Source organism: Castellaniella sp. (genome assembly GCF_036379515.1).
In the GTDB taxonomy this organism is placed as follows: domain Bacteria; phylum Pseudomonadota; class Gammaproteobacteria; order Burkholderiales; family Burkholderiaceae_B; genus Castellaniella.
In genome coordinates this window covers 94,434-120,125 of the sequence record NZ_DASVGN010000011.1, presented here as the reverse complement: position 1 = coordinate 120,125, position 25,692 = coordinate 94,434, and the positions used below count along the sequence as shown (strand labels likewise).

Annotated in this window: 24 protein-coding genes; 14 read left to right on the top strand and 10 right to left on the bottom strand. The window is 62.2% G+C overall.

Annotated elements, in window-relative coordinates; genetic code table 11:
• Nucleotides 1–33: 33 nt before the first annotated feature.
• The 11 genes from cphA (at nt 34) to VF285_RS03945 (ending at nt 15,646) form a co-directional block, all read left to right on the top strand.
• Nucleotides 34–2,613, top strand: coding sequence for a cyanophycin synthetase (cphA, locus tag VF285_RS03995; protein WP_346951331.1), 2,580 nt, complete (start codon nt 34–36; stop codon nt 2,611–2,613).
• Nucleotides 2,614–2,910: 297 nt separating this feature from the next.
• Nucleotides 2,911–4,113, top strand: coding sequence for a PLP-dependent aminotransferase family protein (locus tag VF285_RS03990; protein ID WP_346951330.1), 1,203 nt, complete (start codon nt 2,911–2,913; stop codon nt 4,111–4,113).
• Between the two features lie 25 nt (nt 4,114–4,138).
• Nucleotides 4,139–5,074, top strand: a complete 936-nt coding sequence (gene ubiA, locus VF285_RS03985; RefSeq protein WP_346951329.1) for a 4-hydroxybenzoate octaprenyltransferase — start codon at nt 4,139–4,141, stop codon at nt 5,072–5,074.
• A gap of 111 nt (nt 5,075–5,185) precedes the next feature.
• Nucleotides 5,186–6,799 carry a GMC family oxidoreductase gene (locus VF285_RS03980; RefSeq protein ID WP_346951328.1) on the top strand — a complete coding sequence of 538 codons (1,614 nt, stop codon included), beginning with the start codon at nt 5,186–5,188 and terminating at the stop codon, nt 6,797–6,799.
• Between the two features lie 35 nt (nt 6,800–6,834).
• Nucleotides 6,835–8,112, top strand: coding sequence for a putative Na+/H+ antiporter (locus VF285_RS03975; protein WP_346951327.1), 1,278 nt, complete (start codon nt 6,835–6,837; stop codon nt 8,110–8,112).
• A gap of 104 nt (nt 8,113–8,216) precedes the next feature.
• On the top strand, nt 8,217–8,447 hold the full coding sequence (locus tag VF285_RS03970) for a zinc ribbon domain-containing protein (RefSeq protein ID WP_346951351.1): 231 nt from the start codon (nt 8,217–8,219) through the stop codon (nt 8,445–8,447).
• Between the two features lie 18 nt (nt 8,448–8,465).
• Nucleotides 8,466–9,116 carry a DUF502 domain-containing protein gene (locus tag VF285_RS03965; RefSeq protein ID WP_346951326.1) on the top strand — a complete coding sequence of 217 codons (651 nt, stop codon included), beginning with the start codon at nt 8,466–8,468 and terminating at the stop codon, nt 9,114–9,116.
• Between the two features lie 31 nt (nt 9,117–9,147).
• Nucleotides 9,148–10,941 carry an aspartate--tRNA ligase gene (gene aspS / locus VF285_RS03960; RefSeq protein ID WP_346951325.1) on the top strand — a complete coding sequence of 598 codons (1,794 nt, stop codon included), beginning with the start codon at nt 9,148–9,150 and terminating at the stop codon, nt 10,939–10,941.
• Nucleotides 10,942–10,953: 12 nt separating this feature from the next.
• On the top strand, nt 10,954–11,805 hold the full coding sequence (locus VF285_RS03955) for an endonuclease/exonuclease/phosphatase family protein (RefSeq protein ID WP_346951324.1): 852 nt from the start codon (nt 10,954–10,956) through the stop codon (nt 11,803–11,805).
• Between the two features lie 116 nt (nt 11,806–11,921).
• A complete protein-coding gene (gene rpoH / locus VF285_RS03950; protein ID WP_346951323.1) occupies nt 11,922–12,830 on the top strand; it encodes an RNA polymerase sigma factor RpoH in 909 nt (302 codons plus the stop codon).
• Nucleotides 12,831–13,087: 257 nt separating this feature from the next.
• A complete protein-coding gene (locus tag VF285_RS03945; RefSeq protein WP_346951322.1) occupies nt 13,088–15,646 on the top strand; it encodes a cation:proton antiporter in 2,559 nt (852 codons plus the stop codon).
• On the opposite strand, the gene VF285_RS03940 is transcribed toward VF285_RS03945, so the two are convergent.
• The 5 genes from VF285_RS03940 to VF285_RS03920 are packed head-to-tail and all read right to left on the bottom strand — an operon-like array spanning nt 15,631 to nt 19,593.
• The gene (locus tag VF285_RS03940) at nt 15,631–16,245 is read right to left on the bottom strand and encodes an SCO family protein (RefSeq protein WP_346951350.1); all 615 of its coding nucleotides are present in this window, start codon (nt 16,243–16,245) and stop codon (nt 15,631–15,633) included. The genes VF285_RS03945 and VF285_RS03940 overlap by 16 nt on opposite strands.
• Nucleotides 16,245–17,171 (bottom strand): heme o synthase, encoded by a 927-nt coding sequence (cyoE, locus tag VF285_RS03935; protein ID WP_346951321.1) that lies wholly within the window; start codon nt 17,169–17,171, stop codon nt 16,245–16,247. The genes VF285_RS03940 and cyoE overlap by 1 nt, the downstream gene beginning before the upstream one ends.
• A complete protein-coding gene (locus VF285_RS03930) occupies nt 17,168–18,178 on the bottom strand; it encodes a COX15/CtaA family protein (RefSeq protein ID WP_346951320.1) in 1,011 nt (336 codons plus the stop codon). Before VF285_RS03930 ends, cyoE begins: the two co-directional genes overlap by 4 nt.
• A 9-nt stretch (nt 18,179–18,187) precedes the next feature.
• The gene (locus VF285_RS03925) at nt 18,188–18,799 is read right to left on the bottom strand and encodes a hypothetical protein (RefSeq protein ID WP_346951319.1); all 612 of its coding nucleotides are present in this window, start codon (nt 18,797–18,799) and stop codon (nt 18,188–18,190) included.
• Nucleotides 18,796–19,593 carry an SURF1 family protein gene (locus tag VF285_RS03920; protein ID WP_346951318.1) on the bottom strand — a complete coding sequence of 266 codons (798 nt, stop codon included), beginning with the start codon at nt 19,591–19,593 and terminating at the stop codon, nt 18,796–18,798. The genes VF285_RS03925 and VF285_RS03920 overlap by 4 nt, the downstream gene beginning before the upstream one ends.
• 34 nt (nt 19,594–19,627) lie before the next feature.
• Here VF285_RS03920 and VF285_RS03915 point away from each other — a divergent pair, with 34 nt between their 5' ends.
• On the top strand, nt 19,628–19,834 hold the full coding sequence (locus tag VF285_RS03915; protein WP_346951317.1) for a twin transmembrane helix small protein: 207 nt from the start codon (nt 19,628–19,630) through the stop codon (nt 19,832–19,834).
• A gap of 49 nt (nt 19,835–19,883) precedes the next feature.
• On the opposite strand, the gene VF285_RS03910 is transcribed toward VF285_RS03915, so the two are convergent.
• The 5 genes from VF285_RS03910 to coxB all read right to left on the bottom strand — a co-directional run bounded on the left by VF285_RS03910 (nt 19,884) and on the right by coxB (nt 23,975).
• Complete coding sequence (locus VF285_RS03910; RefSeq protein WP_346951316.1) at nt 19,884–20,759, bottom strand: cytochrome c oxidase subunit 3; 876 nt, start codon at nt 20,757–20,759, stop codon at nt 19,884–19,886.
• A 26-nt stretch (nt 20,760–20,785) separates the two neighbouring features.
• Nucleotides 20,786–20,977 (bottom strand): DUF2970 domain-containing protein, encoded by a 192-nt coding sequence (locus VF285_RS03905; protein WP_346951315.1) that lies wholly within the window; start codon nt 20,975–20,977, stop codon nt 20,786–20,788.
• Nucleotides 20,974–21,102 (bottom strand): cytochrome oxidase small assembly protein, encoded by a 129-nt coding sequence (locus VF285_RS03900; RefSeq protein WP_346951314.1) that lies wholly within the window; start codon nt 21,100–21,102, stop codon nt 20,974–20,976. Before VF285_RS03900 ends, VF285_RS03905 begins: the two co-directional genes overlap by 4 nt.
• Nucleotides 21,102–22,733 (bottom strand): cytochrome c oxidase subunit I, encoded by a 1,632-nt coding sequence (ctaD, locus tag VF285_RS03895; protein ID WP_346951313.1) that lies wholly within the window; start codon nt 22,731–22,733, stop codon nt 21,102–21,104. The genes VF285_RS03900 and ctaD overlap by 1 nt, the downstream gene beginning before the upstream one ends.
• 72 nt (nt 22,734–22,805) lie before the next feature.
• Nucleotides 22,806–23,975, bottom strand: coding sequence for a cytochrome c oxidase subunit II (gene coxB, locus VF285_RS03890; RefSeq protein ID WP_346951312.1), 1,170 nt, complete (start codon nt 23,973–23,975; stop codon nt 22,806–22,808).
• A gap of 258 nt (nt 23,976–24,233) precedes the next feature.
• Here coxB and VF285_RS03885 point away from each other — a divergent pair, with 258 nt between their 5' ends.
• Nucleotides 24,234–25,076, top strand: coding sequence for an NUDIX hydrolase (locus tag VF285_RS03885; RefSeq protein WP_346951311.1), 843 nt, complete (start codon nt 24,234–24,236; stop codon nt 25,074–25,076).
• Between the two features lie 37 nt (nt 25,077–25,113).
• A complete protein-coding gene (locus VF285_RS03880; RefSeq protein ID WP_346951310.1) occupies nt 25,114–25,686 on the top strand; it encodes a PhaM family polyhydroxyalkanoate granule multifunctional regulatory protein in 573 nt (190 codons plus the stop codon).
• Nucleotides 25,687–25,692 lie beyond the last annotated feature (6 nt).

Genomic DNA, 25,692 nt, shown 5'->3' with positions numbered 1-25,692 from the left:
TGAACGACCGTCTTCTCCAAGGACATTGCTGACATGGAAGTCTCCCGAGTCCGGGCCCTGCGGGGCCCCAATCTGTGGTGCCGACAAACAGCCATCGAGGCCGTCGTCACGTGCGTGAAGAGCGAACGTACATTGGGCGACATGGATGCCTTCGAGACGCGGTTGCGGGCCCGTTTTCCAGACATCGACATCCCCAGGTCCGCTGGGCAGGTCGAGAGCAATTCCCTGGCCTACATCCTGGCTTTCGCGGCCTTGCGGCTGCAGTCGCAAGCGGGTTGTCCCGTGTCCTTTTGCCGAGCTGCTGTGACGCACGATGCCGGGGTGTACCGCGTCGTGGTCGAATACGCGGAAGAGGCCGTGGGGCGTCTTGCCTTTGATCTGGCCCTGTCTCTGTGCCGGTCCACCTTGGATGATGCGCCTTTCGATCTGGCCGATGCCCTCTTCAAGCTGCGCGATCTTTACGAAGACGTGCGTTTGGGGCCCAGCACCGGGTCCATCGTGCAGGCCGCGCAGCGCCGAGGAATCCCCTACCGGCGCTTGAACGAAAACAGTCTGGTGCAGTTTGGCTGGGGGCGTCATCAGCGGCGCATCCAGGCGGCCGAGACCGATGCGAGTGGCGCCATTGCCGAGGCTATTGCGCAGGACAAATCTCTAACCAAGGCTTTGCTGGGGTCTGCCGGGGTTTCCGTGCCGCGCGGGCGTACCGTGAAGGATGCGGAAGACGCCTGGGCCGCCGCGCAGGAAATCGGTGGTCCCGTGGTGCTCAAGCCGATCGACGGCAATCAAGGCAAGGGTGTGGCCGTCAACGTGCAGGGACGCGAGCAGGTGCTGGCGGCCTATGCTGTCGCCAACGACTACAGCGGTGGCGTCATCGTCGAGCGCTATTTTCCGGGACATGATTATCGCCTGTTGGTAGTCGGTGACCAGTTGGTCGCCGCTGCGCGCCGCGATCCGCCGCAAGTTGTCGGCGACGGCCGCAGCACCATTGCCCAACTGGTAGATCAGATCAACCAGGACCCCCAACGAGGTGAAGGTCATGGGACCGCGCTGACGCGCATTCGTCTCGACGAGATCGCGCTCAACACCATGGCGACCCAGGGCTATGTCCCTACCTCCATTCCCGCACCGGGCGTGTGCGTGGTGTTGCGCAACAACGCCAATCTGAGCACTGGCGGATCGGCCACCGACGTGACGGATCACGTGCACCCCGATCTGGCCGCCAGTGCCGTGATTGCGGCTCGCATGGTCGGCCTGGACATCTGCGGCATCGACCTCGTGAGCAGGGACGTCTTCCAGCCCCTCACGCCCGAGACCGGCTGCATCGTCGAAGTCAACGCTGCGCCAGGATTGCGCATGCACCTGCATCCCTCCTTTGGAAAAGGACGCGACGTGGGCGGGGCGATCATCAACACCTTGTTCGCGGCGGGGGAAGATGGCCGGATTCCAGTGGCAGCCGTGACGGGAACCAATGGCAAGACCACTACCGTTCGACTGATTGCACACTTGTGCTCCCGTCCGGGAGTGTGCGTGGGTATGACCAATTCGGACGGCGTCTACATTGGCGAGCGGCGCATCGACACGGGCGACTGCAGCGGCCCGCGCAGTGCCCGCAGCGTGTTGCTTCACCCCGACGTGGACGTGGGCGTATTCGAAACCGCACGCGGCGGAATTCTGCGCGAAGGCCTGGGGTTCGATCGGTGCGACGTGGCCGTGGTCACCAATATCGGGATTGGCGACCATCTGGGCATGAACTACATCACGACGGTGGATGAACTGACGGCCGTCAAGCGCGTGATCGTTGAAAACGTCCGCCCCGGCGGCATGGCCGTGCTCAATGCGCAGGACCCGTACGTGGCCGGCATGGCCGCCAGTTGTCCTGGTCAGGTCACGTTCTTTGCCCGTGACGCCCGCCATCCCGTGATCGAGACCCATCGTGCGCAAGGCGGGCGCGTAGCCTTCGTCGATCAGGGCGACATGGTGTTCGCGCAAGACGGCATGGAAACCCGCATCCAGCTCTCTGCCGTGCCGCTCACCCAGCAAGGCAGCATTCCCTTCCAGGTCGAAAATGCACTGGCCGCCACGGCCGCCGCCTGGGCGCTTGGGATCGACTGGGTACAGATCCAGCGCGGCCTGGCGTCCTTCGTCAACGACGCGGGCACCGTTCCCGGGCGCTTCAACGTCTTCAATTTCCGCGGCGCCACCGTCATCGCCGATTATGGCCATAATCCCGACGCCATCCAGGCTTTGGTCGAAGCCGTCCAGGCCATGCCGGCCAAGCGTCGCAGCGTTGTCATCAGCGGCGCCGGCGACCGGCGCGATCAGGACATTCGCCGCCAGACCGAAATCCTGGGCGACGTCTTTGATTCCGCCGTGCTCTATCAGGACCAATGCCAGCGCGGTCGTGCCGACGGCGAAGTGCTCACCTTGTTGCGTGATGGCCTGCGTTCCGCCCAGCGCACCCGGCATACGGAGGAAATCCACGGCGAACTGCTTGCCATCGACACCGCGCTCGACGCGCTGCAGCCCGGCGACTTGTGCCTGGTGCTGATCGATCAGGTCGAACTGGCCCTGGACCACATCGGCAAGCGCGCAAGTGCGGCCGTGCCTGCATAAGCAGACCTGACAGACCCTGGAAAAAGAGGGCTGACAATGTTGCAGGCCGTGGGGCAGAGGGTCCTCGCGCGCGAAGTTTCCCCCCTGAGCGCCGAGGACCCTCTGCCCCACGGCCGTGTCAAGAACCCTATGCCATGCCAAGAACCGTATGTTCAGGCCCCCGCGTTTGGAACCACTGGGCCTCTGCGTGCTTTAATATCTTCAATATTCATTAAAGTCATTTGCTCGCCCGCAAACTTGGGCTGATTCGTCTTCATTCTGATCAGATCTTGGCGCGGACCCACTACGGAATTCATCATGGACATGTCCACCGCCACCCACACTGTCTTCTCCAAGCGCGCCACCCAGCTCACCAGTTCCGCCATCCGCGAAATCCTCAAAATCACCGAACGCCCTGAAGTCACCTCCTTTGCCGGTGGCCTGCCTTCCCCTGAAGGCTTCCCCGTGCCAGAACTGCGTGCCGCATTTGACAAGGTGCTCGACAATCAGTGGGCATCCGCGCTGCAGTACGGTCGCACCGAAGGCTATACCCCCTTGCGTGAATGGGTCGCTGCCCAAATGTCGCGCGAAGGCATGACGGTCGATACCGACGAAGTCCTCATCGTCTCCGGGTCCCAGCAAGCATTGGACATGTTGGGCAAACTGTTCATCGATCCTGGTTCACGCGTTCTGGTCGAAGCCCCCAGCTATCTGGGCGCCCTGCAGTCGTTTTCCCTGTTCGAGCCACAGTTTCAGGCGGTGCCTACCGACGAACGCGGCCTCGTCCCGGAAGCGCTCACCGATGACCTGACTCGCGATGCACGCTTCATTTACGTGCTCCCCAATTTTCAGAATCCGACCGGACTCACGCTGGATCGCCCGCGCCGTCAGGCTCTGGTCGAGCGCTGCGCCGATCTGGGACTGCCCATCATCGAAGACGACCCCTATGGCGAATTGCGGTACGCCGGCGATCCACAACCCAGCCTGCTCAAGCTCGGGCGGGCCGTGGGCGCCTCGGTCATCCGGCTCGGTACTTTTTCCAAGGTGCTGGCGCCGGGCCTGCGCCTGGGCTATGTGGTCGCACCGCGCGAGGTCATCTCCAAGCTGGTCCAGATCAAGCAGGCCACCGACTTGCACACGGCCATGGTCACACAAATGGCCGTGTACGAAGCGGTGCGCAACGGTTTTCTGGAAACCCACCTGCCCAAGGTCCGGGCCTTGTATCAGCGTCAGTGCGGCTACATGCTCGAGGCGCTGAAGGCATATTTCCCGACCGATGCGCGCTGGACGCACCCGGAGGGCGGCATGTTCATCTGGGTCACCTTGCGTGAGGGCATAGATACTACGCAGTTGCTGCAAGCCGCCATTGCCCGCAACGTGGCATTCGTGCCGGGTGCGCCGTTCTATGCCGGCGTCAAAGCGCCCACCAATACTTTGCGCCTGAGCTTCGTCACGGTGCCCGAGGCCCGCATTCGTGCGGGCGTCCAGGTGCTGGGCGAACTGATCGGGCCGGCCCGCTGATTCCTCGGATCGGCTCGGCGTGCGCATGAGCAACCCGCAGACCCCGCCGTCACCCGCCACGCCCGATTTGTCGGACATGCACCCCGACGACTGGGTGGCGCGCTGGCTGCCTCCGTCCTGGGGGCCCTACGCGCGCCTGTGTCGTCTCGACAGGCCCGTCGGCACTTGGCTCACGTTGCTGCCCGCGCTGGCCGCCTTGGTTCAGGCAGCGGGTGGCTGGCCCACATTATGGCGGCTCTTCATCTTCTCGTTAGGTGCGCTTCTGATGCGGGGCGTAGGCTGCACCTTCAACGATATGTTCGACCGCAATTTCGACCGCCAGGTCGAGCGTACGCGTTTTCGTCCGCTGACCAGCGGCCAGTTGACGTTGCGCGCGGCCATCTGGTTCGTCATCGCACAGTTGCTGGTGAGCGCAAGCCTGCTCTTTGCCATCAATGCCTACAGTCGCTGGCTGGCGCTGGCGCTAGTGCCGCTGGTGGTGATCTATCCGCTCTGCAAGCGCTTTACCTACTGGCCTCAGGCTGTCCTGGGGGCGGCCTTCAACTGGGGCATGCTCATGGCGTGGTCCGACACGCGCAATCTGGTGCCGTGGACGGCCGTGGCCATGTGGTTGGGTACTGTGCTGTGGCAGATCGGCTATGACGGCATCTACGCTTACATCGACTTGCGCGATGACCTGAAGCTGGGCCTGAAATCGGTGGCCATGCGTTTTGGCGAGCAGGGCAAGCGCTGGATTGGCGCCATGTACGCCGCCACGCTGGTGCTGTGGGTGGCGGCTGGCGCCGGGATGGGCCTGGGTGAGGGGTATTTCCTCGTCATGGCCGTGATCGCAGGACATTTTGCCTGGCAACTCAGCGTGTTCGACGTCCACAAGCCCGAACGGGGTCTGCGCCTGTTTCGCGCCAATATGCAGGTGGGCGTGCTCATGATCGTTGCCGCGCTGGCGGGGACGGTGCTGTAGCACAGCGCCTGCGGGCGCCCTTGGCGCGTGTGATCGATTGAGACTAGACTGACAGCCAACAAAAAACAGGCGCACGCTGACTGGCGCTGCGGCTGCGCACGAGGAGACGGCATGGCTGAGCAGTCACGGGACGAATCCGTCCTGGAATTCGATTACGTCATTGTGGGTGCAGGGTCGGCAGGGTGTCTGCTGGCCAATCGTCTGTCGCAGTCACATAGGGTTCTGCTGCTGGAGGCGGGCGGTCTGGATGACTGGCGCTGGATTCACATTCCCGTAGGGTATCTGTACTGCATCGGCAATCCGCGCACGGATTGGTGCTACCACACGCAGCCCGATCCCGGACTCAACTACCGTACCCTGGGCTATCCGCGAGGCCGTGTCCTGGGGGGCTCGTCGTCCATCAATGGCATGCTGTATCTGCGTGGGCAGGCGGCCGACTACGACCGTTGGGCGGCTGAAGGCTGCGCGGGGTGGACATGGCAGGATGTGCTGCCTGTGTTCAAGGCCTGCGAAAATCATCACCTGGGCGAAAGCGAATTTCATGGGGGCTCGGGGGGGTTGCGGGTCGAATCGCAACGACTGAGCTGGGACGTGCTCGACGCGTTTCGCGATGCTGCCGGGCAGGCAGGCATTCCTCAGACGCCCGACTTCAATCGGGGAGACAACTTCGGCTGCAATTATTTTGAGGTCACTCAGCGCCGAGGTGTGCGCTGGAGTGCTGCCCAGGCCTTTCTGCACCCCGTCATGGGGCGCGCCAATCTCAAGGTGATGACGGGTGCGCAGGTCGAACGCATCGAATTTTCAGGCCGGCGCGCGACAGGCCTGGCGTTTGTCCATCAGGGGCAGCGCGTGCATGCGCGCGCCAAGTCCGAACTCATTTTGGCGGCGGGCTCTATCGGTTCGCCGCAGTTGCTTCAGGTCTCGGGGGTCGGCCCTGCCGAACGGCTGCGCCAGCTGGGCATTCCGCTGGTGCTTGATCTCCCCGGGGTTGGTGAAAATCTGCAGGATCACCTGCAGCTGCGCATGATCTTCAAGTTGCAAGGCGCCCGTACGCTCAACACTTTGACCAATTCCCTGTGGGGCAAGGCATGGATGGGGATGCAGTATCTGGTGAACAAGAGCGGGCCGCTTTCGATGGCACCGTCTCAGTTGGGGGCGTTCGCGCGCTCCGACGACGCACGCCCACGGCCCAATGTCGAATTCCATGTACAACCGCTGTCGCTGGACAAATTCGGTGACCCGCTGCACACCTTTCCGGCCATGACGGCAGCACCCTGCAATCTCCAGCCCACGAGCCGAGGCTATGTCCGAGTGACTTCGCCCAATGCTTCGGACCACCCGGACATCCTCTGCAATTATCTGCAGACTCCTGAAGATCGGGCCGTGGCGGCCGACGCGTTGCGCCTGACCCGGCGCATCATGGCGCAGCCCGCCATGGCCCGCTACCAGCCGCAAGAATATTTGCCAGGCGAGGCAGTCCAGACGCAGGCGGATCTGGAAGCAGCAGCGGGGCAGATTGGCACCACGATCTTCCATCCGGTCGGAACCTGTAAAATGGGAATTGATCCGTTGGCGGTTGTCACACCAGAGCTGAAAGTCCATGGGCTTGAAGGGCTGCGGGTGGTCGATGCCTCCATCATGCCGCGCATCACCTCGGGCAACACCAATGGGCCAACCATCATGATCGCCGAAAAAGGCGCTCGCATGATTCTTGGGCAAGCTTGAGCCCTGCCTGATACCCCTGCTTTTCCGGATATCCCATGGTCAGTCACGTTGAGATCGTGGCAACGATTCTGTTTGCCATTGCCATCATTCATACCTTTTCCGTGCCGGTATTCGCGCGCCTGGCGAACCGAGGCGGTGCGCACGCAGGCCTTTGGCACATGCTCTCCGAGGTGGAGGCGGTCTTTGGCATCTGGGCCTGTGTGCTGTTTGGCTGGATGTGGCTCACAGGGGGCATCCAGGAGGCTGTTCAATATCTGGATACCCGTAATTTCACCGAGCCCGCGTTCGTCTTCGTCATCATGGTCGTGGCGGCCAGCCGACCCATCATCGAGCTAGTGCGCGGGGTGGTCGATGGGGTGGCCCGTGTGCTGCCGGTCCCCACGGCATTGGCCCGGTTCTTCGTGGTCATGACGCTCGTGCCGCTGTCGGGATCCCTCATCACCGAGCCGGCGGCGATGACCTTGGCCGCTTTGCTGCTGCGCGATTCCTACTTCAGCCGTCCCGGGCAAGACGGTTTCAAATACCTCACCGTGGGGGTGCTGTTCGTCAACGTCTCCATCGGCGGGGTGCTGACGGCCTATGCGGCCCCGCCCGTGCTGATGGTTGCACAGACCTTTGGCTGGGGCACCGCCTTCATGGCGACGCATTTCGGCTGGCGCGCTGCGTCGGCCGTGGTCTTCAACAGCCTGGTGCTGACGCTCATCTGCCGGCCATTTCTGCTCAGTGGCGAAATCGGACAATCCCGCGATGAGTCTTCGCCTCGGGCGCCGTGTTCCCCCGTTGTGATGGGGGTGCACGTGCTGTTTCTGTTGGCAGTGGTGCTGGCGTCTCATCACATCCACATTTTCATGGGGCTGCTGGTGCTGTTCATTGGCTATACACAGGCCTACAAGTCACACCAATCGCCCCTGCTTCTGCGTGAAGGGCTGATGGTCGGGTTCTTCCTGGCGGGTCTGGTGGTGCTGGGGGGGTTGCAGCAGTGGTGGCTGCAAGATCTTTTGGCGAAACTGTCGCCGGTTGTTCTGTATTTTGGCGCTACCGCACTGACGGCCATCACCGACAATGCCGCCCTGACCTATCTGGGATCTCTGGTCGATGGGACCAGCGAGCTGTGGCGCTACATGCTGGTCGCGGGCGCCGTCACGGGGGGTGGGCTCACCGTGATCGCCAATGCGCCCAATCCTGCCGGGTTTTCCATCCTGAAGGGTTGCTTTTCAGATGGCACGATTGCGCCGCTCAAGCTTTTCCTGGCGGCGGCCGTGCCGACACTAGTCGCAGTCATTCTGTTTCTTCTACCGAATTCCTTCAGTTAAAAAGGACTAAAATCCAGTTGACTGAGTATTAAGGGACGTAAGTTGTGCCTATTTATGTGTACCGTTGCAGCCACTGCGGGCATCAGCAAGACGTGCTGCAAAAGATGTCCGATCCACGGCTGACCCATTGCCCGGTATGTGGGCAAGAAACCTATGAAAAGCAGGTGACTGCGGCGGGGTTTCGCCTTAAGGGCTCTGGTTGGTACGAAACCGATTTTCGCGGAGGCGGGCCGCATACCAGCCATGCTTCGGGCGCTTCACCCTCGTCGTCTGGCACGTCTACGCACAGCAGTGGCACGGCCGGCGGTTCTTCTTCTGCCGCAACGCCGGGCTGACGCACCGGCGACGGATTCATGCGATTCTTCAAGCGCTATTTCATTACCGGCCTGCTCATCTGGCTGCCGCTGATCGCGACAGTCTGGGTGTTGCTGACTTTGGCGAACACGCTGGGAGCGTTGGTCCCGTCGTTCTTGTCGCCCGAGGCGCTCTTCGGACGCCGGATTCCGGGCTTCGAGCTCGTGCTCGTGCTGCTGATCATCCTTCTCACGGGACTGTTGTTCGCCAATTTCATTGGCCGCGCGCTGTTGTCGCGATGGGAGGCGTTGCTGGGGCGTATCCCCCTGGTCCGCTCCATTTATAATTCGGTCAAGCAGGTCAGCGACACCTTGTTTGCCCCTAACGGGCAGGCTTTTCGCGAGGCTGTCCTGGTTCAGTATCCTCGTCGGGGCTCCTGGACGATCGCATTCCTGACCGGCACTCCTTGCGACGAAGTCGCAGGCCTGCTGCAAGGGGATTTCATCAGCGTCTATGTCCCGACCACTCCCAATCCGACTTCCGGGTTTTTTCTCATGATGCCACGCGCCGACGTGCAGATGCTCGACATGTCGGTCGAGGCCGCTCTCAAGTACATTGTTTCCATGGGCGTTGCAGCCCCGGCCAGTACAGCCCGGCTGCATCGGCATGCATTGCCTGTTGCCGCGCCAGTGTCTCCCGACACTCATTGATCTTCCACTCTTTCCACAGACGGAGCCATTCTTGAACCGCACTTGCTACACCGGCGAGGTGTCCAAAGCTCACCTTGACCAGACCGTGACCCTGTTCGGCTGGGTGCATCGCCGCCGCGACCATGGCGGCGTAATTTTCATCGACCTGCGGGATCGCGCCGGGCTGGCTCAGGTGGTAGTGGACCCCGATAATCAGCAGGGTTTTGCCACGGCGGAGCGTATCCGCAATGAATTCTGCCTGCGCATCACGGGCCTGGTCCGCATGCGCCCAGAAGGCACGCGCAATCCTGAACTGCAATCCGGTGACGTCGAAATTCTGTGCCGCGAGATCGAAATCCTGAACCCCTCGGTCACGCCCCCATTCCAGCTCGATGACGATAATCTGTCCGAGACCACGCGTTTGACGCACCGGGTGCTCGATCTGCGCCGCCCGCAGATGCAACGCAACCTGATGCTGCGCTATCGCGTGTCGATGGTGGCGCGCAATTACCTGGATGCGCTGGGCTTCATCGATATTGAAACGCCTATGCTCACCCGCAGCACCCCGGAAGGGGCGCGCGATTATCTGGTGCCTTCCCGCGTGAACCCGGGCGAATTCTTCGCACTGCCGCAGTCGCCGCAGCTCTTCAAGCAGATGTTGATGGTGGCGGGGTTCGACCGCTACTACCAGATCACCAAATGCTTCCGCGACGAAGACCTGCGGGCCGATCGCCAGCCGGAATTCACCCAGATCGATTGCGAAACCTCGTTCCTCGACGAGGTCCAGATCCGTGAGATCTTCGAAGGCATGGTGCGGTCCATTTACCAGCAAGTGCTGAACGTGGCGCTGCCCGATCCGTTCCCAGTCATGACCTGGGGTGAAGCGATGCGGCTCTACGCGTCCGACAAACCCGATCTGCGGGTCAAGCTCGAACTCACCGACATTGCCGACCTGATGCGTGACGTCGCCTTCAAGGTCTTTTCTGGCCCTGCCAACGACCCGGCTTGTCGTGTGGCTGCCTTGCGGGTTCCAGGCGGCAACGAACTTGCCCGCAGCGAGATTGATGCCTACACGCAGTTCGTCAGCATCTACGGTGCCAAGGGCCTGGCCTATATCAAGGTCAACGATGCCACGGCCATCCCAGAGGGCCTGCAGTCGCCCATCGTGAAGAACATCCACGCCGACGCCTTGCGTGCGTTGATCGAGCGCACGGGCGCGCAGAATGGCGACCTGATCTTCTTTGGGGCCGACCGCCTCAAGGTCGTGAATGACGCCATGGGCGCCCTGCGGGTGAAGATCGGCTTGTCTGAATTCGGCCGTACGCATGGCCTGTTCGAGGCGGGTTGGAAGCCCTTGTGGGTCGTCGATTTCCCGATGTTCGAATACGACGAAGCCGAAGGCCGCTACACGGCTGCACACCACCCGTTCACCTGCCCCAAGCCGGGTCACGAAGATCTGCTCGAGACGCATCCCGAGCAGGCGCTGGCGCGCGCCTACGACATGGTCATGAACGGCTGGGAAGTCGGCGGCGGTTCCGAGCGTATCCACCGCGCCGACGTCCAGACCAAAGTGTTCAAGGCGCTGAAGATCGACGAAGAAGAAGCCCGCCTGAAATTCGGCTTCCTGCTCGATGCCCTGCAGTATGGCGCACCACCGCATGGCGGGCTGGCCTTTGGGCTGGATCGCCTGGTCACGCTCATGGCCGGTGCCGAGTCGATCCGTGACGTGATCGCGTTCCCCAAGACCCAGCGTGCACAGGATCTGCTCACGCATGCGCCGTCGCCCGTCGACGAAAAGCAGCTGCGTGAGCTGCACATCCGCCTGCGCCAGACGGAGGCCAAATAAGGAGGCCTCACCGTGCCCATCGTGCGGGTCGTCAGCTACAACATCCACAAAGGTCGCTCTGCGACGGGTGGACGCGAGTCGCTGGCTGATCTGCGGCTGGGCTTATATGGTCTGCGTCCCGACCTGTTGTTTTTGCAAGAGGTGCAGGGGCGCAACCAGATTCACGGCAGCCTCGATGCGCAGCACGAGTCCTTGGCGGCAGCGCTGCATCTGCAGGTGGCGTACGGCCGCAATGCGGTGCGGGCGGCGACTGATCATGGCAACGCGCTGCTGTCGCGCTACCCGATCCTGTTTCACGAGAATCAGGACATCTCCGACCATAAGCTGGAGCAGAGAGGTTTGCTGCACTGCGTAGTCGAGGTAGGCGAAGTCCCTGTGCATTGCATGGTCATCCATCTGGGGCTGTTCGCGAGTGGGCGTGTGCGTCAGGTCGCCGCGTTGGCTGATCGCATCCGCCGTCTGGTGCCCGATACCGAACCTTTGCTCATTGCGGGCGACTTCAACGATTGGACCAACCAGCTGGCTCCCCTGTTCGTGGAGCAGCTGGGCTTGTCAGAGGTCTTTGCCGTTGCTCCGCAAGGGGCGGACGAGGTGTATCGCCTGCGGCGCACCGTGAGCCGCCTGCGCGAACGGCTCCCGTGGCACATGGCCGAGTCGCAGTCGCTGGTGCCAACCTTGGGGTTCCATGGCCATGCTCGTCTGACACCTCCCCCGCGCACCTTCCCGGCCATTTTTCCGTGGCTGCGGCTCGATCGCATCTATCAGCGCGGATTTGCCGTGCGCCGTGCGCGAGTGCTGCATGGGGCGCCCTGGAAGCGGCTCTCGGATCATGCGCCCCTGGTCGCCGAGCTCGAGCTGCCCTGACGAAATCCACCTGATTTTTCAGGAACTTCGACGGTGCTTTCCCGTCAAATAGCGGTTAGCACTCTAAGCTGTAGAGTGCTAACATCCCTGCAATGACTCACGAGGACTTTGTCACGATGACTGCTGCTTCGTCCACTACCACCTTGGCACCTGCGCAGCTTGCGCTGGCGATTTCGAACCCTGGATCTCTCGGGTCGATCGAGGCGTACGTGGGTGCAGTGAACCGCCTGCCCCTGCTCACGGTCGAGCAAGAGGTCGCTTTGGGTCACCGTCTGCGCGACCATAACGACCTGGATGCCGCCCGTGAACTGATTCTGTCTCATCTGCGGCTGGTCGTGTCAGTGGCGCGGCAGTACCTGGGCTATGGCCTGCCTCACGCTGACTTGATTCAAGAGGGCAATATTGGCTTGATGAAAGCCGTGCGCCGCTTTGATCCCGACCGGGGGGTGCGCCTGGTGTCGTTTGCCGTGCACTGGATTCGCGCCGAGATTCATGAATACGTGGTCCGCAACTGGCGCCTGGTCAAAATCGCTACGACCAAGGCGCAGCGCAAGCTGTTCTTCAACTTGCGGCGGATGCGTCCGGATGGCACCAGCCTGGCGCCGGCACAAATGGCCGACATTGCCAAGACGCTGAACGTCAAACCCGAGGAAGTGGCCGAGATGGAAGTCCGCCTTTCCGGCGGTGATTGTGCGCTCGAGGCGCCAGTCGACAGCGAAGACCGCTTTGCCCCGGCGTCCTGGTTGGCCGATGCCTCTCAGGAGCCTGCGCAGGTTCTCGCCCGTCGTGGGCTGGACAGCCTGCAAGGAGAGCAGCTCGAAGCGGCCTTGCAGTCGCTGGACGACCGCTCGCAGCATATTGTGCGGGCACGCTGGCTGGCCGATGAAGGCGGTGCCACGCTGCACGAATTGGCAGCCGAATACGGCATTTCAGCCGAACGGGTCCGCCAGGTAGAAGCCGCAGCCTTGAAGAAATTACGCCTGGCGCTGGCGGGAGCTGCCGACGATCTTCAGGATGCTGCCTAAGCAGGCTGACACAAATCATTGCATCTTTCTGAGGTGCGACGCCAGAACTTTTTGGATGTCTATAGGACAAACCACTATGAACTGATGCTTGACCTACGGTCGCATTGTTCTGTCGTCCGCTTCAGCTTCTCCTCTTCCCCTCCCTATCGAAGCGGATGTTCCCAGGATGCCTCTCAGGCATCCTTTTTTTTGCCTGCGCGCCATGGCGTCGGATAAAACCGCTATTCTAAAAAGGTTTCCTTGCTGACTCTCTCGACATGAAAATAGGCCTGCTGGTTTTTGGTCTGGCCGGACTTCTCGCGCTGATCTCTTTCATGCCGCCGCTGGCGGGGCGTCTGCGGCTGCCCTATTCGGTGCTGCTGGCCATCGTGGGTTTCGTGCTGGGCGTCGTGATCCACGTTCATGGCTGGGCTCCAGGAGTCGTGGCTGATTTTCTGGATACCCTGCAGCACTTCGAGATTTCTTCCGAGACCTTCCTGTACGTCTTCCTGCCGGTGCTTTTGTTCGAGACCGCCCTGGCCATGAACATCCGGCGCTTGCTCGATGACATCAGCCCCATCCTGGTGATGGCGATCGTGGCGGTGGTGGCCTGCACGGTGGCGGTCGGGTTCACGCTGGCGGCGATTTCTCCTTACGGCCTGGTGGTCTGCCTGATGCTGGGCGCCATCGTCGCCACGACCGATCCTGTGGCAGTAGTGGGCATCTTTCGCGAAGTAGGGGCTCCGCGCCGTCTCACCACTTTGGTCGAAGGCGAGTCACTGTTTAACGATGCCGCATCGATCGCACTGTACTCGGTGCTGCTCAGCATGCTGTATACGGGAGGAACGCTCTCGGTGACCGAGGTCGCACGCAGCTTTCTGTTTGGCTTCGTGGGCGGCGGGGTCGCGGGCTTTGTCATGGGCCGGCTCACGGGGTTTCTGTTTCGCTGGCTGCGGGGCTGGCCGGCCGCCGAAGTGACGCTCACGGTGGCCATTGCCTACCTGACATTTTTCGTCGCCGAGCATTATCTGGGAGTGTCCGGCGTAGTGGCGACGGTGGTGGCGGGGTTGGTCGTGGGCTCAACCGGGCGTACGCGCATGTCGCCCACCACCTTCGAGCAGCTCGAAGGGGCGTGGTCCCAGTTCGGCTTTTGGGCCAATTCGCTGATTTTCATTTTCGCTGCCATGCTCATCCCCCGCATGATGGCCGAAATCACCTGGATGGAAGTCCTGCTCATCCTTGTGGTGTTCATCGTGACGCTGTGCGCGCGTGCCGTGATCGTCTATGGCTTGTTGCCGCTGCTGGGTCGCTTGCGCCTGAGCACCCAGGTGAGCCGATCTTATCGGGTGGTCATGCTGGTCGGCGGGCTGCGGGGCGCTGTGTCGCTGGCTTTGGCGCTGGCCGTCACGGAACAGCCTGCGGTCCCGCACGAAGCCCGGCAGTTCATTGCCGTGGCCACCACAGGTTTCGTGCTGATGACACTGTTCATCAATGGCCTCACCTTGCGGCCCCTCATTTATCGGCTGGGGTTGAATCAGCTCGGGCCTGTGGATCGTACGCTGCGGGATCAGGCCCAGGTGGTCGAGCTCGACGCGCTGCGTCTGAAAATCGACGAAATCGCCCGTAATGAGCATATTGGCCAGGAAGTCATGGACCGGCTGCACGCGGTGTTTGATGCGGGGCAGGCTGGGGTCGGCGCCGGGCAGGTGCGACAGCTGGCCGAGGAACAGAAGGTGGCGGTCGGCATGAGCATTCTGGCCGGACGTGAAGAAGAAATGTTCTTCGAGACACTCAAGGCGCAGGTGGTGGACTGGCGTACGGCAGAATCTCTGCTGGCGCGTGCCGAGCGGCTGGGTGATGCCGTGCGTACCGGGGGCTTGGCGGGTTTTGAGGCCGCAATAGAACGAGACATGCGCTATTCGCTGGGCCTGCGGGCGGCGCTGTGGCTGCACTTCGTGACGGGATGGCAGTTCTGGCTGGGGCGCGAACTGACCCAACGCTTCACGAACCTGATGTGCAAGTGGGCCGTGGCCGGGCGACTGATCCGCTTTGCGCGGGCCGATGTGCAGCCCTTGCTGGGGCCTGAAGTGACCGACATCATCATCGCTGCGCATGAACGCCGTCTGACCTTGCTGGAGGGTGCGCTCCAGGCGCTGGCCCTGCAATACCCCAGTTACGCCCAGTATTTGCAAGAGGAGTATCTCGCGCGGATGGCACGGGCCATGGAACGCATGCGCTACCGCGACATGCTCAAGCAGAATCTGATCAGCGGTGAAACCTACGCCGACTTGATTCACCAGGTCGACATGCGCTGGCAGTACCTTGAGAAAACGGGTGAACTGGACATCACGCTGAGTGCCGAGGCGCTGATCCGACGCGTGCCGTGGTTCGAGGGCGCCGATGCGGCGACGCTCAAGGCCGTCCAGCGTGTGCTCAAGCCCAGGTTGGCCGTGCCGGGTCAAGAGATCCACACCCGGCTGGGACGCAGCCACGCCATGTATTTCGTGGCGTCCGGGGCCGTGGTTCTGGATCTGGATGACGGCACGACGGCCGAGCTGGGCAGTGGCCAGATCTTTGGCGAGATGGCCCTGGTGCTGGGGCATGACTTTCAGCCCAAGGTGCATTCGCTGGGATACAGCCGCCTGCTCATGCTGCACGAGCGCGACTTCAAGCGCCTCTTGCAGAATTTGCCTGATCTTCGCGAGAAGATTGATACCATTGCCGCGCAGCGGCTGCGGGCGGTGGAAGTCTGGCAGCAGTTTCAATCAGGCGAGCGCCAGCACGAGCCTCTGCCGCCGCTGGAGCCCGAAGGGCCTGCGCCTCAGAGCAGCAGCTGAATGTCGTGCGCCATGTCTTGTGGCGTGGTATTGGCGCTGATGAGCGCCCGGGTTTCGCCCTTGCGGTCGATCAGGTAGAACGCCGAGGAGTGGCTCATGGCGTACTGCTGCGGGGTGGGACCGGCCTCTTTGGCATAAGACACCTTGAATGAGCGTGCCGTGCGTGCCAGCTGGTCCGCCGTGCCGGTGAGCCCCACGAAGGTGGGGTTGAAGGCCTGAACGTAGGCGGCCAGCACTTTGGGTGTGTCGCGCTGCGGGTCGACGGTAACCATGGCAACCTGCACGTCCTTGGCTTTGGGCCCCAGCAGCGCCAGCGCCTGGGCTGCCATGGCCATGGACGTAGGACAGACATCGGGGCAATGGGTATAGCCAAAGTACACCAGCAGGACTTTGCCCCGGAAGCTTGCGAGCGTGCGTGCCTGGCCGTCGGTGCTCACCATGTCGAGGTCACTGCCCAGATGGGTACCAGTGATGTCGTTTCCGCCCTCGAAGGCCAGGGGCTTGCTGTCAGCCTTGTCGCCGCACCCGGCGAGCGCCAGTGGCAAGGAAGCTATCGCCGCGACCAGCAGAGAGCGGCGGGTTGAAGAATATACAGCCATCATGCAGGTCCTGCGGAGAACACCAGATTGCTCAGGATGAGACTAACCCAGTGGTCCACCAACAACGCCGCGAACAGCAGCGCGAGATAGAGGATCGAGTAAAAGAACAGCTTGCGCGCCCGCGCATCGCTGTAATTACGATACAGCACCCAGGCCTGCCAGACAAAACGCCCGCTCAGCGCACAGGCTGCCACCAGATACAGCGGGCCACTCATGCGCACTATATAAGGCAGGATCGAGGCTACGAAGAGCAGCACGGTGTAGAGCAGCACGTGCAGTTGTGTGAATTGCATGCCGTGCGTCACGGGCAGCATGGGCAGTCCCGACTTTTCGTATTCACGGTGCTTGTAGAGCGCCAACGCCCAGAAGTGGGGCGGGGTCCAGATGAAAATGATGAGCACCAGCACCCAGGCTTCGGCAGGGACCGCATTGGCGATGGCCGCCCATCCCAAGGCGGGCGGCATGGCGCCCGACAGCCCGCCGATCACGATGTTCTGGGGCGTGAGGGGCTTGAGAATAGCCGTGTAGATCAGGGCGTATCCGACAAAAGTGGCGAAGGTCAACCACATGGTGAGTGGGTTCACCCAGAGATACAGCACCCACATGCCGACGCCGCCGAGCACGCCGGCCATGAGCAGCACCTGGGGAGGCGTGATCTCGCCTGATGCCGTGGCACGGCGCGCGGTGCGCGCCATGAGCGCGTCGGACTCGCGTTCGATCAGGCAGTTGATCGAGAAGGCTGCCGCGGCCAGCAACCAGATGCCGATGGTGGCGGTCGCTACCCGCCAGAGGTCAGGAACCCCGGGAGCTGCAAGAAACATGCCGATGACAGCACAGAACACGGCCAGCTGGGTGACACGGGGTTTGGTCAGCACCAGATACTGATGCAGCAGAGAATGGTGACGCGTGGCAGTGGCGCTTGTCATGGTTGTCCCTGGGGTTTTCCGGCTCTGGATAGCCGCCACAGCAGCGTGACGCTTACCAGGACCAGGCCTGCGGCCCCTCCATTGTGCATCACGGCGATGACCAGCGGCCATTGGAAGAAAATTGTGGTGAGTCCTGTGAACAGCTGCAACGCCAGCAGCGCCAGCAACAGGCGTGCCGGACCAGCCAGTCCGGGGGTGCGACGCCAGTGCCAGCCTAGTGACCCGAGCAGGACGAGCACGATGAACGCAAAATTGCGGTGGGTCCAATGGATGGCCGTCAGAGCGTCCTGAGGGATGATGGCACCCGAGGACAGCTTGCCCAGGCCGCGCAGCAGAGCGAAGCCGTCGCGGAAGTCCATGGGCGGTATCCACTGCCCGTGGCAGGTCGGGAAATCCATGCAGGCGAGCGCCGCGTAATTGGTGCTCACCCAACCCCCCAACGCGATCTGCAGGAACAGCACGGCCAGGCCCAGAATCATCCAGGCCCGACCGTGAATGGCGGAAGCCGGCACGGCGTCATGCGGCTTTTCGCGCGCGGCGAGCCAGGTCATGAGGGCCAAAAGCCCCATTCCCAGCACCAGGTGCGTGCTGACCACCACGGGCATGAGCTTGTGGGTGACTGTCCAGGCGCCGAAGGCGCCCTGCAGGCACACCATGGCCAGCAGGGTGGTGGCCAGTGCGGGACCGTGTGCCAGCGTGCGGCGGTAGCGCCATGCCAGCACGGTGATGAGGATGATGAGGGTGCCCAGCGTTGCGCCCGCGTAACGGTGGATCATCTCCATCCAGGCCTGAAATGCGCTGACGGGGCCGTAGGGCATGGCCGCCAGTGCTTCACGGATGTGGGTGCTGGCCCCGAGCGGGCTGAAGTGGCCATAGCAGCCGGGCCAATCGGGGCACCCCAGGCCGGAATCCGTCAGGCGCACGAAAGCGCCGAACATAATGAGGTCGAGCGTCAGGAACCAGGTCAGGAAAACCAGTTTGCGGTAGCGCAACACGGAGCGAAGCATGAGCGCGGCCTACCCGATGGACGAGATCTTCAGCAGCGCCCGAATATCGTCACGCACGCCTTCAGGATTGTTCGTGTCGGGAAATTGCATCATCAGGTGGCCCAGCGGGTCGACGATCCACAAGCGTGTGGCCAAGGCCGCGGCAGGATCGGCCGCACCCGGGACTAACCAGGCTTCAAGCGCATTGAGGTTGGCCCGCAGGACGTGCGTGCCGACATAGGCGTGGTGGAGCACCGGTGAGATGGGGGCGTCGTCCGTTGCAAACCAGAGGCGTTCAATGCGGTTGACGTCTTTTCCTTGGCTGGCGTGAGAATTACGCAGTACGAACAGGCCTTTGACACAGCTTTCGGGACAGGCGCCCGGTCCCGTGCTGATGAGCAGCCACTTGCCCTTGAACTGGCTCAGATCGAAGGCTTTCCCTTGCTCGTCGCGCACGTTCAGATTGGCCGGCACGGGGCGTTGCGGCTCGATCAGCTGCCCGTAATGCGTTTTGACGGCTGAACGCAGGCCCAGCGAGGGCACATAGTAGGCCAACACTGCCAGGAGTACCGGTGCCAGACAGATGAAGAAGATGGCGAAGACGGGGGCGCGGGAGCGAAGCGTTGGAGAAGCAGGAGTCATGTCGTCGGGGGAGCCTTGGGTGAAGCGGGTGAAGAGCGTGGGTGCCAGATGCGCCACGTCATGAAGGCGGCGGCCAGCAGAGCGATGGTCGCAAAGCTGAACCACTGCCCCGCGTAGTTGTAGTTCTGCGTGGCGTTGAGCGAGGGACCCGGCCAGTCCTGGACGAGCCCTGCGTCGTGCGTTGGCGATTGTTCCAGCACCACTGGCAGGAACGTGAGCCCCGTCGCGCGTTGCAGATCAGATAATGCCAGATTTTGGACTCTTGGGAGGTGTCCGTCGGCAGCTGGCCAGCTGGAAGGCAGAGCGGTGTCGTAGTGGCCTGTGATGCTCCCCAGATCAAAGATGCGTGGTACGTGGCTGAGCATCGTGCCGTCCACCGTGACAGAGCCGTCCGCTGTGCGCAGGTCGGGCAGCGTGGCCGGGGGCAGGGGGCGGGGAACCCAGCCGCGCAGGACCAGCAGGGCCGTGTGGGGCGTAGCGGTGAGTGCCAGCGGCGTGGCCACCCAGAAGCCGGGTTCTCCTTGGAGGTTGCGGTTGTCGAGGAGTACAGTAAATTGGTTGAGCCAGTGGCCAGTGGCAGCAGCAGGGTGCCAGTCGGGCCCTTGGGGGTGCTGGGCGTCCAGTATCATGCGGGGCGCTACGCGCCCTGCCTGCATGGCGGCCGACAGCGCTTCTCGCTGGCCTGCCCGCCCGAGCTGCCAACGACCCGCTTGAAGGCACACACTGCCCAGCAGAATCAGCAGCACGATGCCCACGAGGGCCTTGGTGTGCGAACGGGTCGGTGATGCAGTCATTGTGGGTCTACGAATAGATTTCCAGGGAAATCCCATGAAAATCCTGATTGTCGTGATGTTTCTGGGGGTCTTGGCGAGCCTGGGTTCAGCGCTGGTCTATCTGATGCAAGACCGCGGAACGTCTGATCGGATGGTGTGGGCGCTGACTTGGCGGGTCGGGCTATCGATTCTGCTGTTTCTGTTCCTGCTGGTCGCCCATGGCTTGGGCTGGATCGACGCAACCGGCATTCAGGTGCGGTAACTTCAGGGGTTGAAGTGCTCCTGCGGCGACCGCAGGAGCACGCGTTGCATTACAGCCAATAGACGAAGACGTACAGGCCCAGCCAGACCACGTCCACGAAGTGCCAGTACCAGGCTGCACCTTCGAAGCCAAAGTGGTGGTCGGCCGTGAAGTCGCCGCGCAGCAGACGCCGCCAGATGACGGACAACATGGTGGCACCGATGATGACGTGAAACCCGTGAAAGCCCGTCAGCATGAAGAACAAGGCACCAAACGCACCCGAGGTGAAGCGCAGGTTGAGTTCCGTGTAGGCCTCATGGTATTCGTAGGCCTGGCAGGCCACGAAGGTGAAGCCCAGGAGAATGCCCAGCCCCAGCCAGAAAAGCGTGCGGGAGCGGTTTGCCTTGCGCAGTGCATGGTGCGCGATGGTGACGGCCGCTGCCGACGACAGCAGCAAGGCCGTATTGATCGTGGGCAGCCAGAAGGGGCTCACGGTCTTGAACGGTGCGATGATGCCGGCCGGTCCGAGATTGGGCCAGGTTCCAGCGAAGCCCGGCCACAGCAGGGTCTGGGAATCGAGCGTGCTGAGCCACGGGGTAGAGACTTCACGCGTGTACCAGAGTGCGCCAAAGAACGCTCCGAAGAACATGACCTCGGAGAAAATGAACCAGGTCATGCTCCAGCGGTACGAGACGTCGATGCGCTTGCTGTTCAGGCCGCCTTCGGATTCATGGATGGCATCCCCGAACCAGCCGTAGAGTGTGAGCAGAAGGCAGATGATGCCCGCGATGCACAGGTAAGGCCCCACCGTGTAGTCATTGACCCAGAGCGCTGCGCCGAAGAGGGTGGCCAGCATGCTCATGCTGCCCCGGATCGGGTAGACGGAATGTGGGGGAACGTAGTAATAGGGGGCCTTTGTGGCAAGTGCCATCTGACCTGTTGTCATCGTGATCTCCTCATCAGTATCCAGCGCTAGGCCGTCACCAGGTGCACAGCCAACATCAGCAATAAGACGAAAACCAAACCCAGCAGCAACCCTGCGGTAATGACGTGAACGGGGCGGATGTGCGCCAGGTCTTCGTCATGGCCGGCGCGTTTGCGCAAACCCAGAAATGCCCATGCTGCCGTGCGAATCGAGCGTAAGAACGGGCCCGACAGATTCAAGAAGTAATCCCCCACAGGTTGGCGCGCACGAACGTCCAGGCCATGAGTGCCACGGCGACGAGCGCCAGCACCAGTCCCAGGCGGCGGTTACGCCGACGCTGTTCGGGGGTTTGCTTCGAATCCATCAGTGGCTGCCTTCAATGACCAGTGGCGTACCGTCCAGGTCGGGCGGCGTGATGAACGTATGGTACGGCGCAGGCGACGGTACCGTCCATTCGAGGCCCTCGGCGCCTTCCCAGGGGCAGGCCGGGGCCTTGGCACCTTGGCCGCGCACCGCCTTGATCACGATGTAGATCAGCAGCAGCTGCGAGAACCCGAACCAGAATGCACCAATGGTGGCGATCTGGTGAAAGGTCGTGAACTGCGCGGCGTAGTCGGCGTAACGACGTGGCATGCCGGCCAGACCCAGGAAATGCATGGGGAAGAACGCCACGTTGAAGGAGATCATGCTCGACCAGAAGTGAATCTTGCCCAGGCGCTCGTCGTACATGGTGCCCGTCCATTTGGGCATCCAGTAGTAGGCGGCCGCGAACATCCCGAACAGCGACCCCGCCACCATGACGTAGTGAAAGTGCGCCACCACGTAGTAGGTGTCCTGTGCCTGGATGTCGATTGGTGCCGAGGCCACGATCAGGCCCGTAAAGCCGCCGATCACGAACACGAAGATGAAGCCGATCGCGAACAGCATGGGGGTTTCGAATGTGAGCGAACCGCGCCAGATGGTGGCCGTCCAGTTGAAGACCTTCACCCCCGTGGGGATGGAAATCAGCATGGTGGAGTACATGAAGAACAGCTGCGCCGTCACGGGCATGCCCGTGGTGAACATGTGGTGGGCCCACACCAGGAAGGACAGAATGCCGATGGCGCAGATGGCGTACACCATGGAGGTGTAGCCGAAGAGCTTCTTGCGGGCGAACGCAGGGATGACGTGTGAAACGATCCCGAAGGCCGGCAGGATCATGATGTAGACCTCGGGGTGACCGAAGAACCAGAAGATGTGCTGATACAGGACCGGGTCACCGCCGGCAGCTGCGTTGAAGAAGTGCGTGCCGAAGTGGCGGTCGGTGAGCAGCATGGTGACGGCAGCGGCCAGAACCGGCATCACGGCCAGCAGCAGGTAGGCCGTAACCAGCCAGCCCCAGCAGAACAGCGGCATCTTCATCAGCGTCATTTTTGGGGTGCGCATGTTCAGGATGGTGACGATGATGTTGATCGCCCCCATGATGGACGACGCCCCCAGAATGTGGATGGCGAAGATCGCGAAGTCCATGCCCGGACCCATCTGCAGCGACAGTGGCGCGTACATGGTCCAGCCCGCCGCGTTGGCGCCGCCGGGCACGAAGAACGACGCAGTCATCAGGATGGCGCCCACGGGCAGCAACCAGAAGCTGAAGTTGTTCATGCGCGCAAAGGCCATGTCGGAGGCCCCGATCTGCAACGGGATCATCCAGTTGGCGAAACCCACGAAGGCCGGCATGATGGCGCCGAAGATCATGATCAGCCCGTGCATCGAGGTGAGCTGATTGAAGAACTGCGGCTGGAAGAACTGCAGGCCGGGTTCGAAGAGTTCGGTCCGCAGCATGAGGGCGAGCGTGCCGCCTTCGAGGAGCATGCAGAACGAAAAGATCAGGTACATCGTCCCGATGTCTTTGTGATTCGTGGCGAACACCCAGCGCCGCCACCCGTGCGGGATGGGGTGGGCGTGTTCTTCGTGCCCCACACTGGGTGGGATTTGATCAACCGTGACGCTGCTCATGAATGCCTCCTTCCTGGATCGTGCCGCCTGTGAGCGGAGCGAGGAAATATCGTATTGGTTTCGTGACCTGGATCAGTGCGACCCGCGCAGGGCCAGCACGTCTTTGGGCTGCACGACGGGGTCTGGCCCCTTGCCGGCGTTGTCCCAGGCGTTGCGGGTGTAAGTGATGACGGCTGCCAGCTGAGTATCGGAGAGCTGGTCGCGGAAGGCCGGCATGGCCGTCCCCGGATGGCCGTTGAGTTCGGTCAGGATCTGGCCTTTCATGGGAGCCAGCACGAATTTCGTGTCGCCGTTCAGCGCCGGGAACGTGCCCGGGATGCCCATGCCGTTGGCCTGGTGGCAGGCGACACAGGTGGTGGTGAAGACTTCTTTCCCCTTGGCGATGAGGTCTTCTTTGCTCCAGGTCTTGTTGGGGTCTTCGGTGGCGGCGGCCATGGCGGCCTTTTGCTGCTTGGCCCACTGCGCATAGTCAGCGTCTGACTTGACCTCGACCACGATAGGCATGTACGCGTGGTTCTTGCCGCAGAGCTCAGAACATTGACCGCGGTAGGTGCCGACCTTTTCGGCGCGGAACCAGGTGTCACGCAAATAGCCGGGAATGGCGTCCTGTTTGACGCCGAAATCGGGGACCGCCCAGGAGTGAATCACGTCGTCAGCCGTGACGATGACGCGGACTTTTTTGTTAACGGGGACCACTAGCGGGTGATCAACTTCCATCAGGTAGGTGTTGCTCTTGGGTTCCAGGTTGTTGATCTGCGCTTCGGGCGTCGACAGATTGGACAGGAAGTGCACCCCGGCGGCCGGGCCATCGAGGTATTCGTAGCCCCATTTCCATTGATAGCCCGTGACCTTGACGGTCAGGTCGGCGCTGCTGGTGTCTTTCATGGACACGACCGTGCGTGTGGACGGAATGGCCATGCTGACGATGATGAGGAAGGGGACGATGGTCCAGGCAAGTTCGACTGCCATGTTTTCTTCGAACTTGGCTGGTTTGAAGCCCTTGGACTTTCGGTGCACGATGATGGAATAAAGCATCGTGCCGAACACGCCGATGAAGATGACCGTACAGATGATCATGATCATCCAGTTCAGGTCATAGATGTCGTGCGCAATAGGGGTGACACCCCAAGGCAGGTTGAGCTGATCGACCTTCGGCCCGCCCGGCATGTCTTTGACTTCGGCCACCGCAAGCGTCGCCCAGAACCACGCGACCATGCCCAACAACCCTCTGACCATCTTCATGCTGTCCCTCTGGTTGTAGTGTGTTTCCGGGGACAGGTTGACCTTCGTCGGACAGCGGCGAAAGGGCGACGAGCCCAGAACACACATCATCGGATCATCAGGCCTTCGAGCGGGCGCTGGCGCCCGAGCCTGTGATTTCCTTATAAGCTTGCAGGGGATTATAGCGAAGGACGCGCCCTGTACAGGCTGGACGCGCTCCATTTCCGGGGTTTTCCGGGTTTTTACCAATCCCCTTTGTGGTTCCACTACAATCACCGCATGGATTCGACCTCCACTGCCTTCGCCCTGGATGACCTCATTGTGCGCAGCGCCCGTTTGGTGCGCCGTGCGCAGCAGCTTCCGCCGGCGGGGGCGCGGCCCGTGACGATTGCGGGACGGGTCGGGGGCTGGATCGCGCCGACGCCTCTCGCGGCGGTTCGTGCGCTTCCTGGGGTCGATGTCGAGAACGAAGCCGTTCATTTTCGTGCCGCGGTGGCCAAACGCCTGGGCCTTGATGCCGTGTTGCAAAGTGTGGCGCAGGCGCTGCAGCTGGCGGGTTGCATTCGCGCCTGGCGCGACGAACTCATCGATGTGGTGGCCGAGGGCCGCGTGCTGGCGCGCATCGAGCGTGGTGCCGTGCGTCCGTTGGGCTTGCTCACACAAGCGGTGCACCTCAACGGTTGGGCACCCGATGGGCGTCTGTGGGTCGCCCGCCGGGCCTTGAACAAATCGACCGATCCGGGGCTTTGGGATACCTTGTCCGGCGGGCTCGTGGCGGCGGGCGAAGACCCCGACACGGCCTTGCTGCGCGAAAGCCATGAAGAAGCGGGCCTGCCAGCCGTGGCGTTGGCGGCTCACGATCCCCTGCGAACCGTACTACGCATGCGTCGTCGCCTGGACGACGGTTACCAGGTCGAGAACGTGCTCCTGAGCGATTGCGTGCTCGATGCGGGTGCCGTCCCTAAGAACCTGGATGGCGAAGTGCTGGAATTTCGCTGTGTCGACCTGTCCGAACTCTGGGACATGATCCTTCATGGCGCCTTTACACTAGAGGCGGAGCTTTGCATTCTCGATTCTCTTCGGCGTCGATTGCAGGGGGTGTCGGGCTCTGTTTCCTCCTAGATCACAGTGCCGGCACCGTGCCGGCGGAGACACTTCCATGGCACAAGAAAAAAGCAATCCTTTCGTGCTCCCTGGCTTTGGTCAGCAGGGTGAGGCCGCGAAGAACCCGCTGTTTGCCGGGCTCGAGATGATGCGCCAGGCCTGGCAGAACATGGCCGGTGCGGGGCGCCTGGATGCCGCCGTCATGCCTCCCATGTCACTCGAAGACCTTGATCAACGCATTCGCGAACTGCAAACGGTCCAGAACTGGCTGCAGCTGAATGCCACCATGTTGGCCAACACGATTCAGGGGCTCGAGATCCAGCGCAGCACGCTGGCCACGCTCAAATCCTTTGCCGGGCAGGGGGCTGCACGCTCCGAGGCGAGCGCACAAGGTGCTTCTGCTCCAGGCTCACAGGCGGCCGAAGACTGGTGGAAACTGATTCAACAACAGTTCGATGACCTGGCGGCGGCCACGACGGCCAGCCTGCAAGGTGTCGCGGATGCAGCCCAGGCAGCGGCGCAGCCGGCTGCGAAACCCAAAGCGTCGGCGCGCAAGGCTGCCCCTCGCAAGGCGGCAGCCTCGAGCCGCACGGCCTCGCGCCCGTTGAAGCACAAATCACCCTCCTGATTCATC

Excerpts from the sequence above, each read along its gene's own strand:
- VF285_RS03900 (WP_346951314.1), bottom strand. The coding sequence starts at position 21,102 with ATGGATTCGAAGCAAACCCCCGAACAGCGTCGGCGTAACCGCCGCCTG.
- VF285_RS03965 (WP_346951326.1), top strand. The coding sequence starts at position 8,466 with ATGCGATTCTTCAAGCGCTATTTCATTACCGGCCTGCTCATCTGGCTG.
- cphA (WP_346951331.1), top strand. The coding sequence starts at position 34 with ATGGAAGTCTCCCGAGTCCGGGCCCTGCGGGGCCCCAATCTGTGGTGC.
- VF285_RS03930 (WP_346951320.1), bottom strand. The coding sequence starts at position 18,178 with ATGCTTCGCTCCGTGTTGCGCTACCGCAAACTGGTTTTCCTGACCTGG.
- VF285_RS03980 (WP_346951328.1), top strand. The coding sequence starts at position 5,186 with ATGGCTGAGCAGTCACGGGACGAATCCGTCCTGGAATTCGATTACGTC.
- VF285_RS03975 (WP_346951327.1), top strand. The coding sequence starts at position 6,835 with ATGGTCAGTCACGTTGAGATCGTGGCAACGATTCTGTTTGCCATTGCC.
- VF285_RS03925 (WP_346951319.1), bottom strand. The coding sequence starts at position 18,799 with ATGACTCCTGCTTCTCCAACGCTTCGCTCCCGCGCCCCCGTCTTCGCC.
- ubiA (WP_346951329.1), top strand. The coding sequence starts at position 4,139 with ATGAGCAACCCGCAGACCCCGCCGTCACCCGCCACGCCCGATTTGTCG.
- VF285_RS03990 (WP_346951330.1), top strand. The coding sequence starts at position 2,911 with ATGGACATGTCCACCGCCACCCACACTGTCTTCTCCAAGCGCGCCACC.
- VF285_RS03945 (WP_346951322.1), top strand. The coding sequence starts at position 13,088 with ATGAAAATAGGCCTGCTGGTTTTTGGTCTGGCCGGACTTCTCGCGCTG.
- ctaD (WP_346951313.1), bottom strand. The coding sequence starts at position 22,733 with ATGAGCAGCGTCACGGTTGATCAAATCCCACCCAGTGTGGGGCACGAA.
- cyoE (WP_346951321.1), bottom strand. The coding sequence starts at position 17,171 with ATGACAAGCGCCACTGCCACGCGTCACCATTCTCTGCTGCATCAGTAT.
- rpoH (WP_346951323.1), top strand. The coding sequence starts at position 11,922 with ATGACTGCTGCTTCGTCCACTACCACCTTGGCACCTGCGCAGCTTGCG.
- coxB (WP_346951312.1), bottom strand. The coding sequence starts at position 23,975 with ATGAAGATGGTCAGAGGGTTGTTGGGCATGGTCGCGTGGTTCTGGGCG.
- VF285_RS03920 (WP_346951318.1), bottom strand. The coding sequence starts at position 19,593 with ATGACTGCATCACCGACCCGTTCGCACACCAAGGCCCTCGTGGGCATC.
- VF285_RS03915 (WP_346951317.1), top strand. The coding sequence starts at position 19,628 with ATGAAAATCCTGATTGTCGTGATGTTTCTGGGGGTCTTGGCGAGCCTG.
- VF285_RS03885 (WP_346951311.1), top strand. The coding sequence starts at position 24,234 with ATGGATTCGACCTCCACTGCCTTCGCCCTGGATGACCTCATTGTGCGC.
- VF285_RS03940 (WP_346951350.1), bottom strand. The coding sequence starts at position 16,245 with ATGGCTGTATATTCTTCAACCCGCCGCTCTCTGCTGGTCGCGGCGATA.
- VF285_RS03880 (WP_346951310.1), top strand. The coding sequence starts at position 25,114 with ATGGCACAAGAAAAAAGCAATCCTTTCGTGCTCCCTGGCTTTGGTCAG.
- VF285_RS03970 (WP_346951351.1), top strand. The coding sequence starts at position 8,217 with ATGTCCGATCCACGGCTGACCCATTGCCCGGTATGTGGGCAAGAAACC.
- VF285_RS03910 (WP_346951316.1), bottom strand. The coding sequence starts at position 20,759 with ATGACAACAGGTCAGATGGCACTTGCCACAAAGGCCCCCTATTACTAC.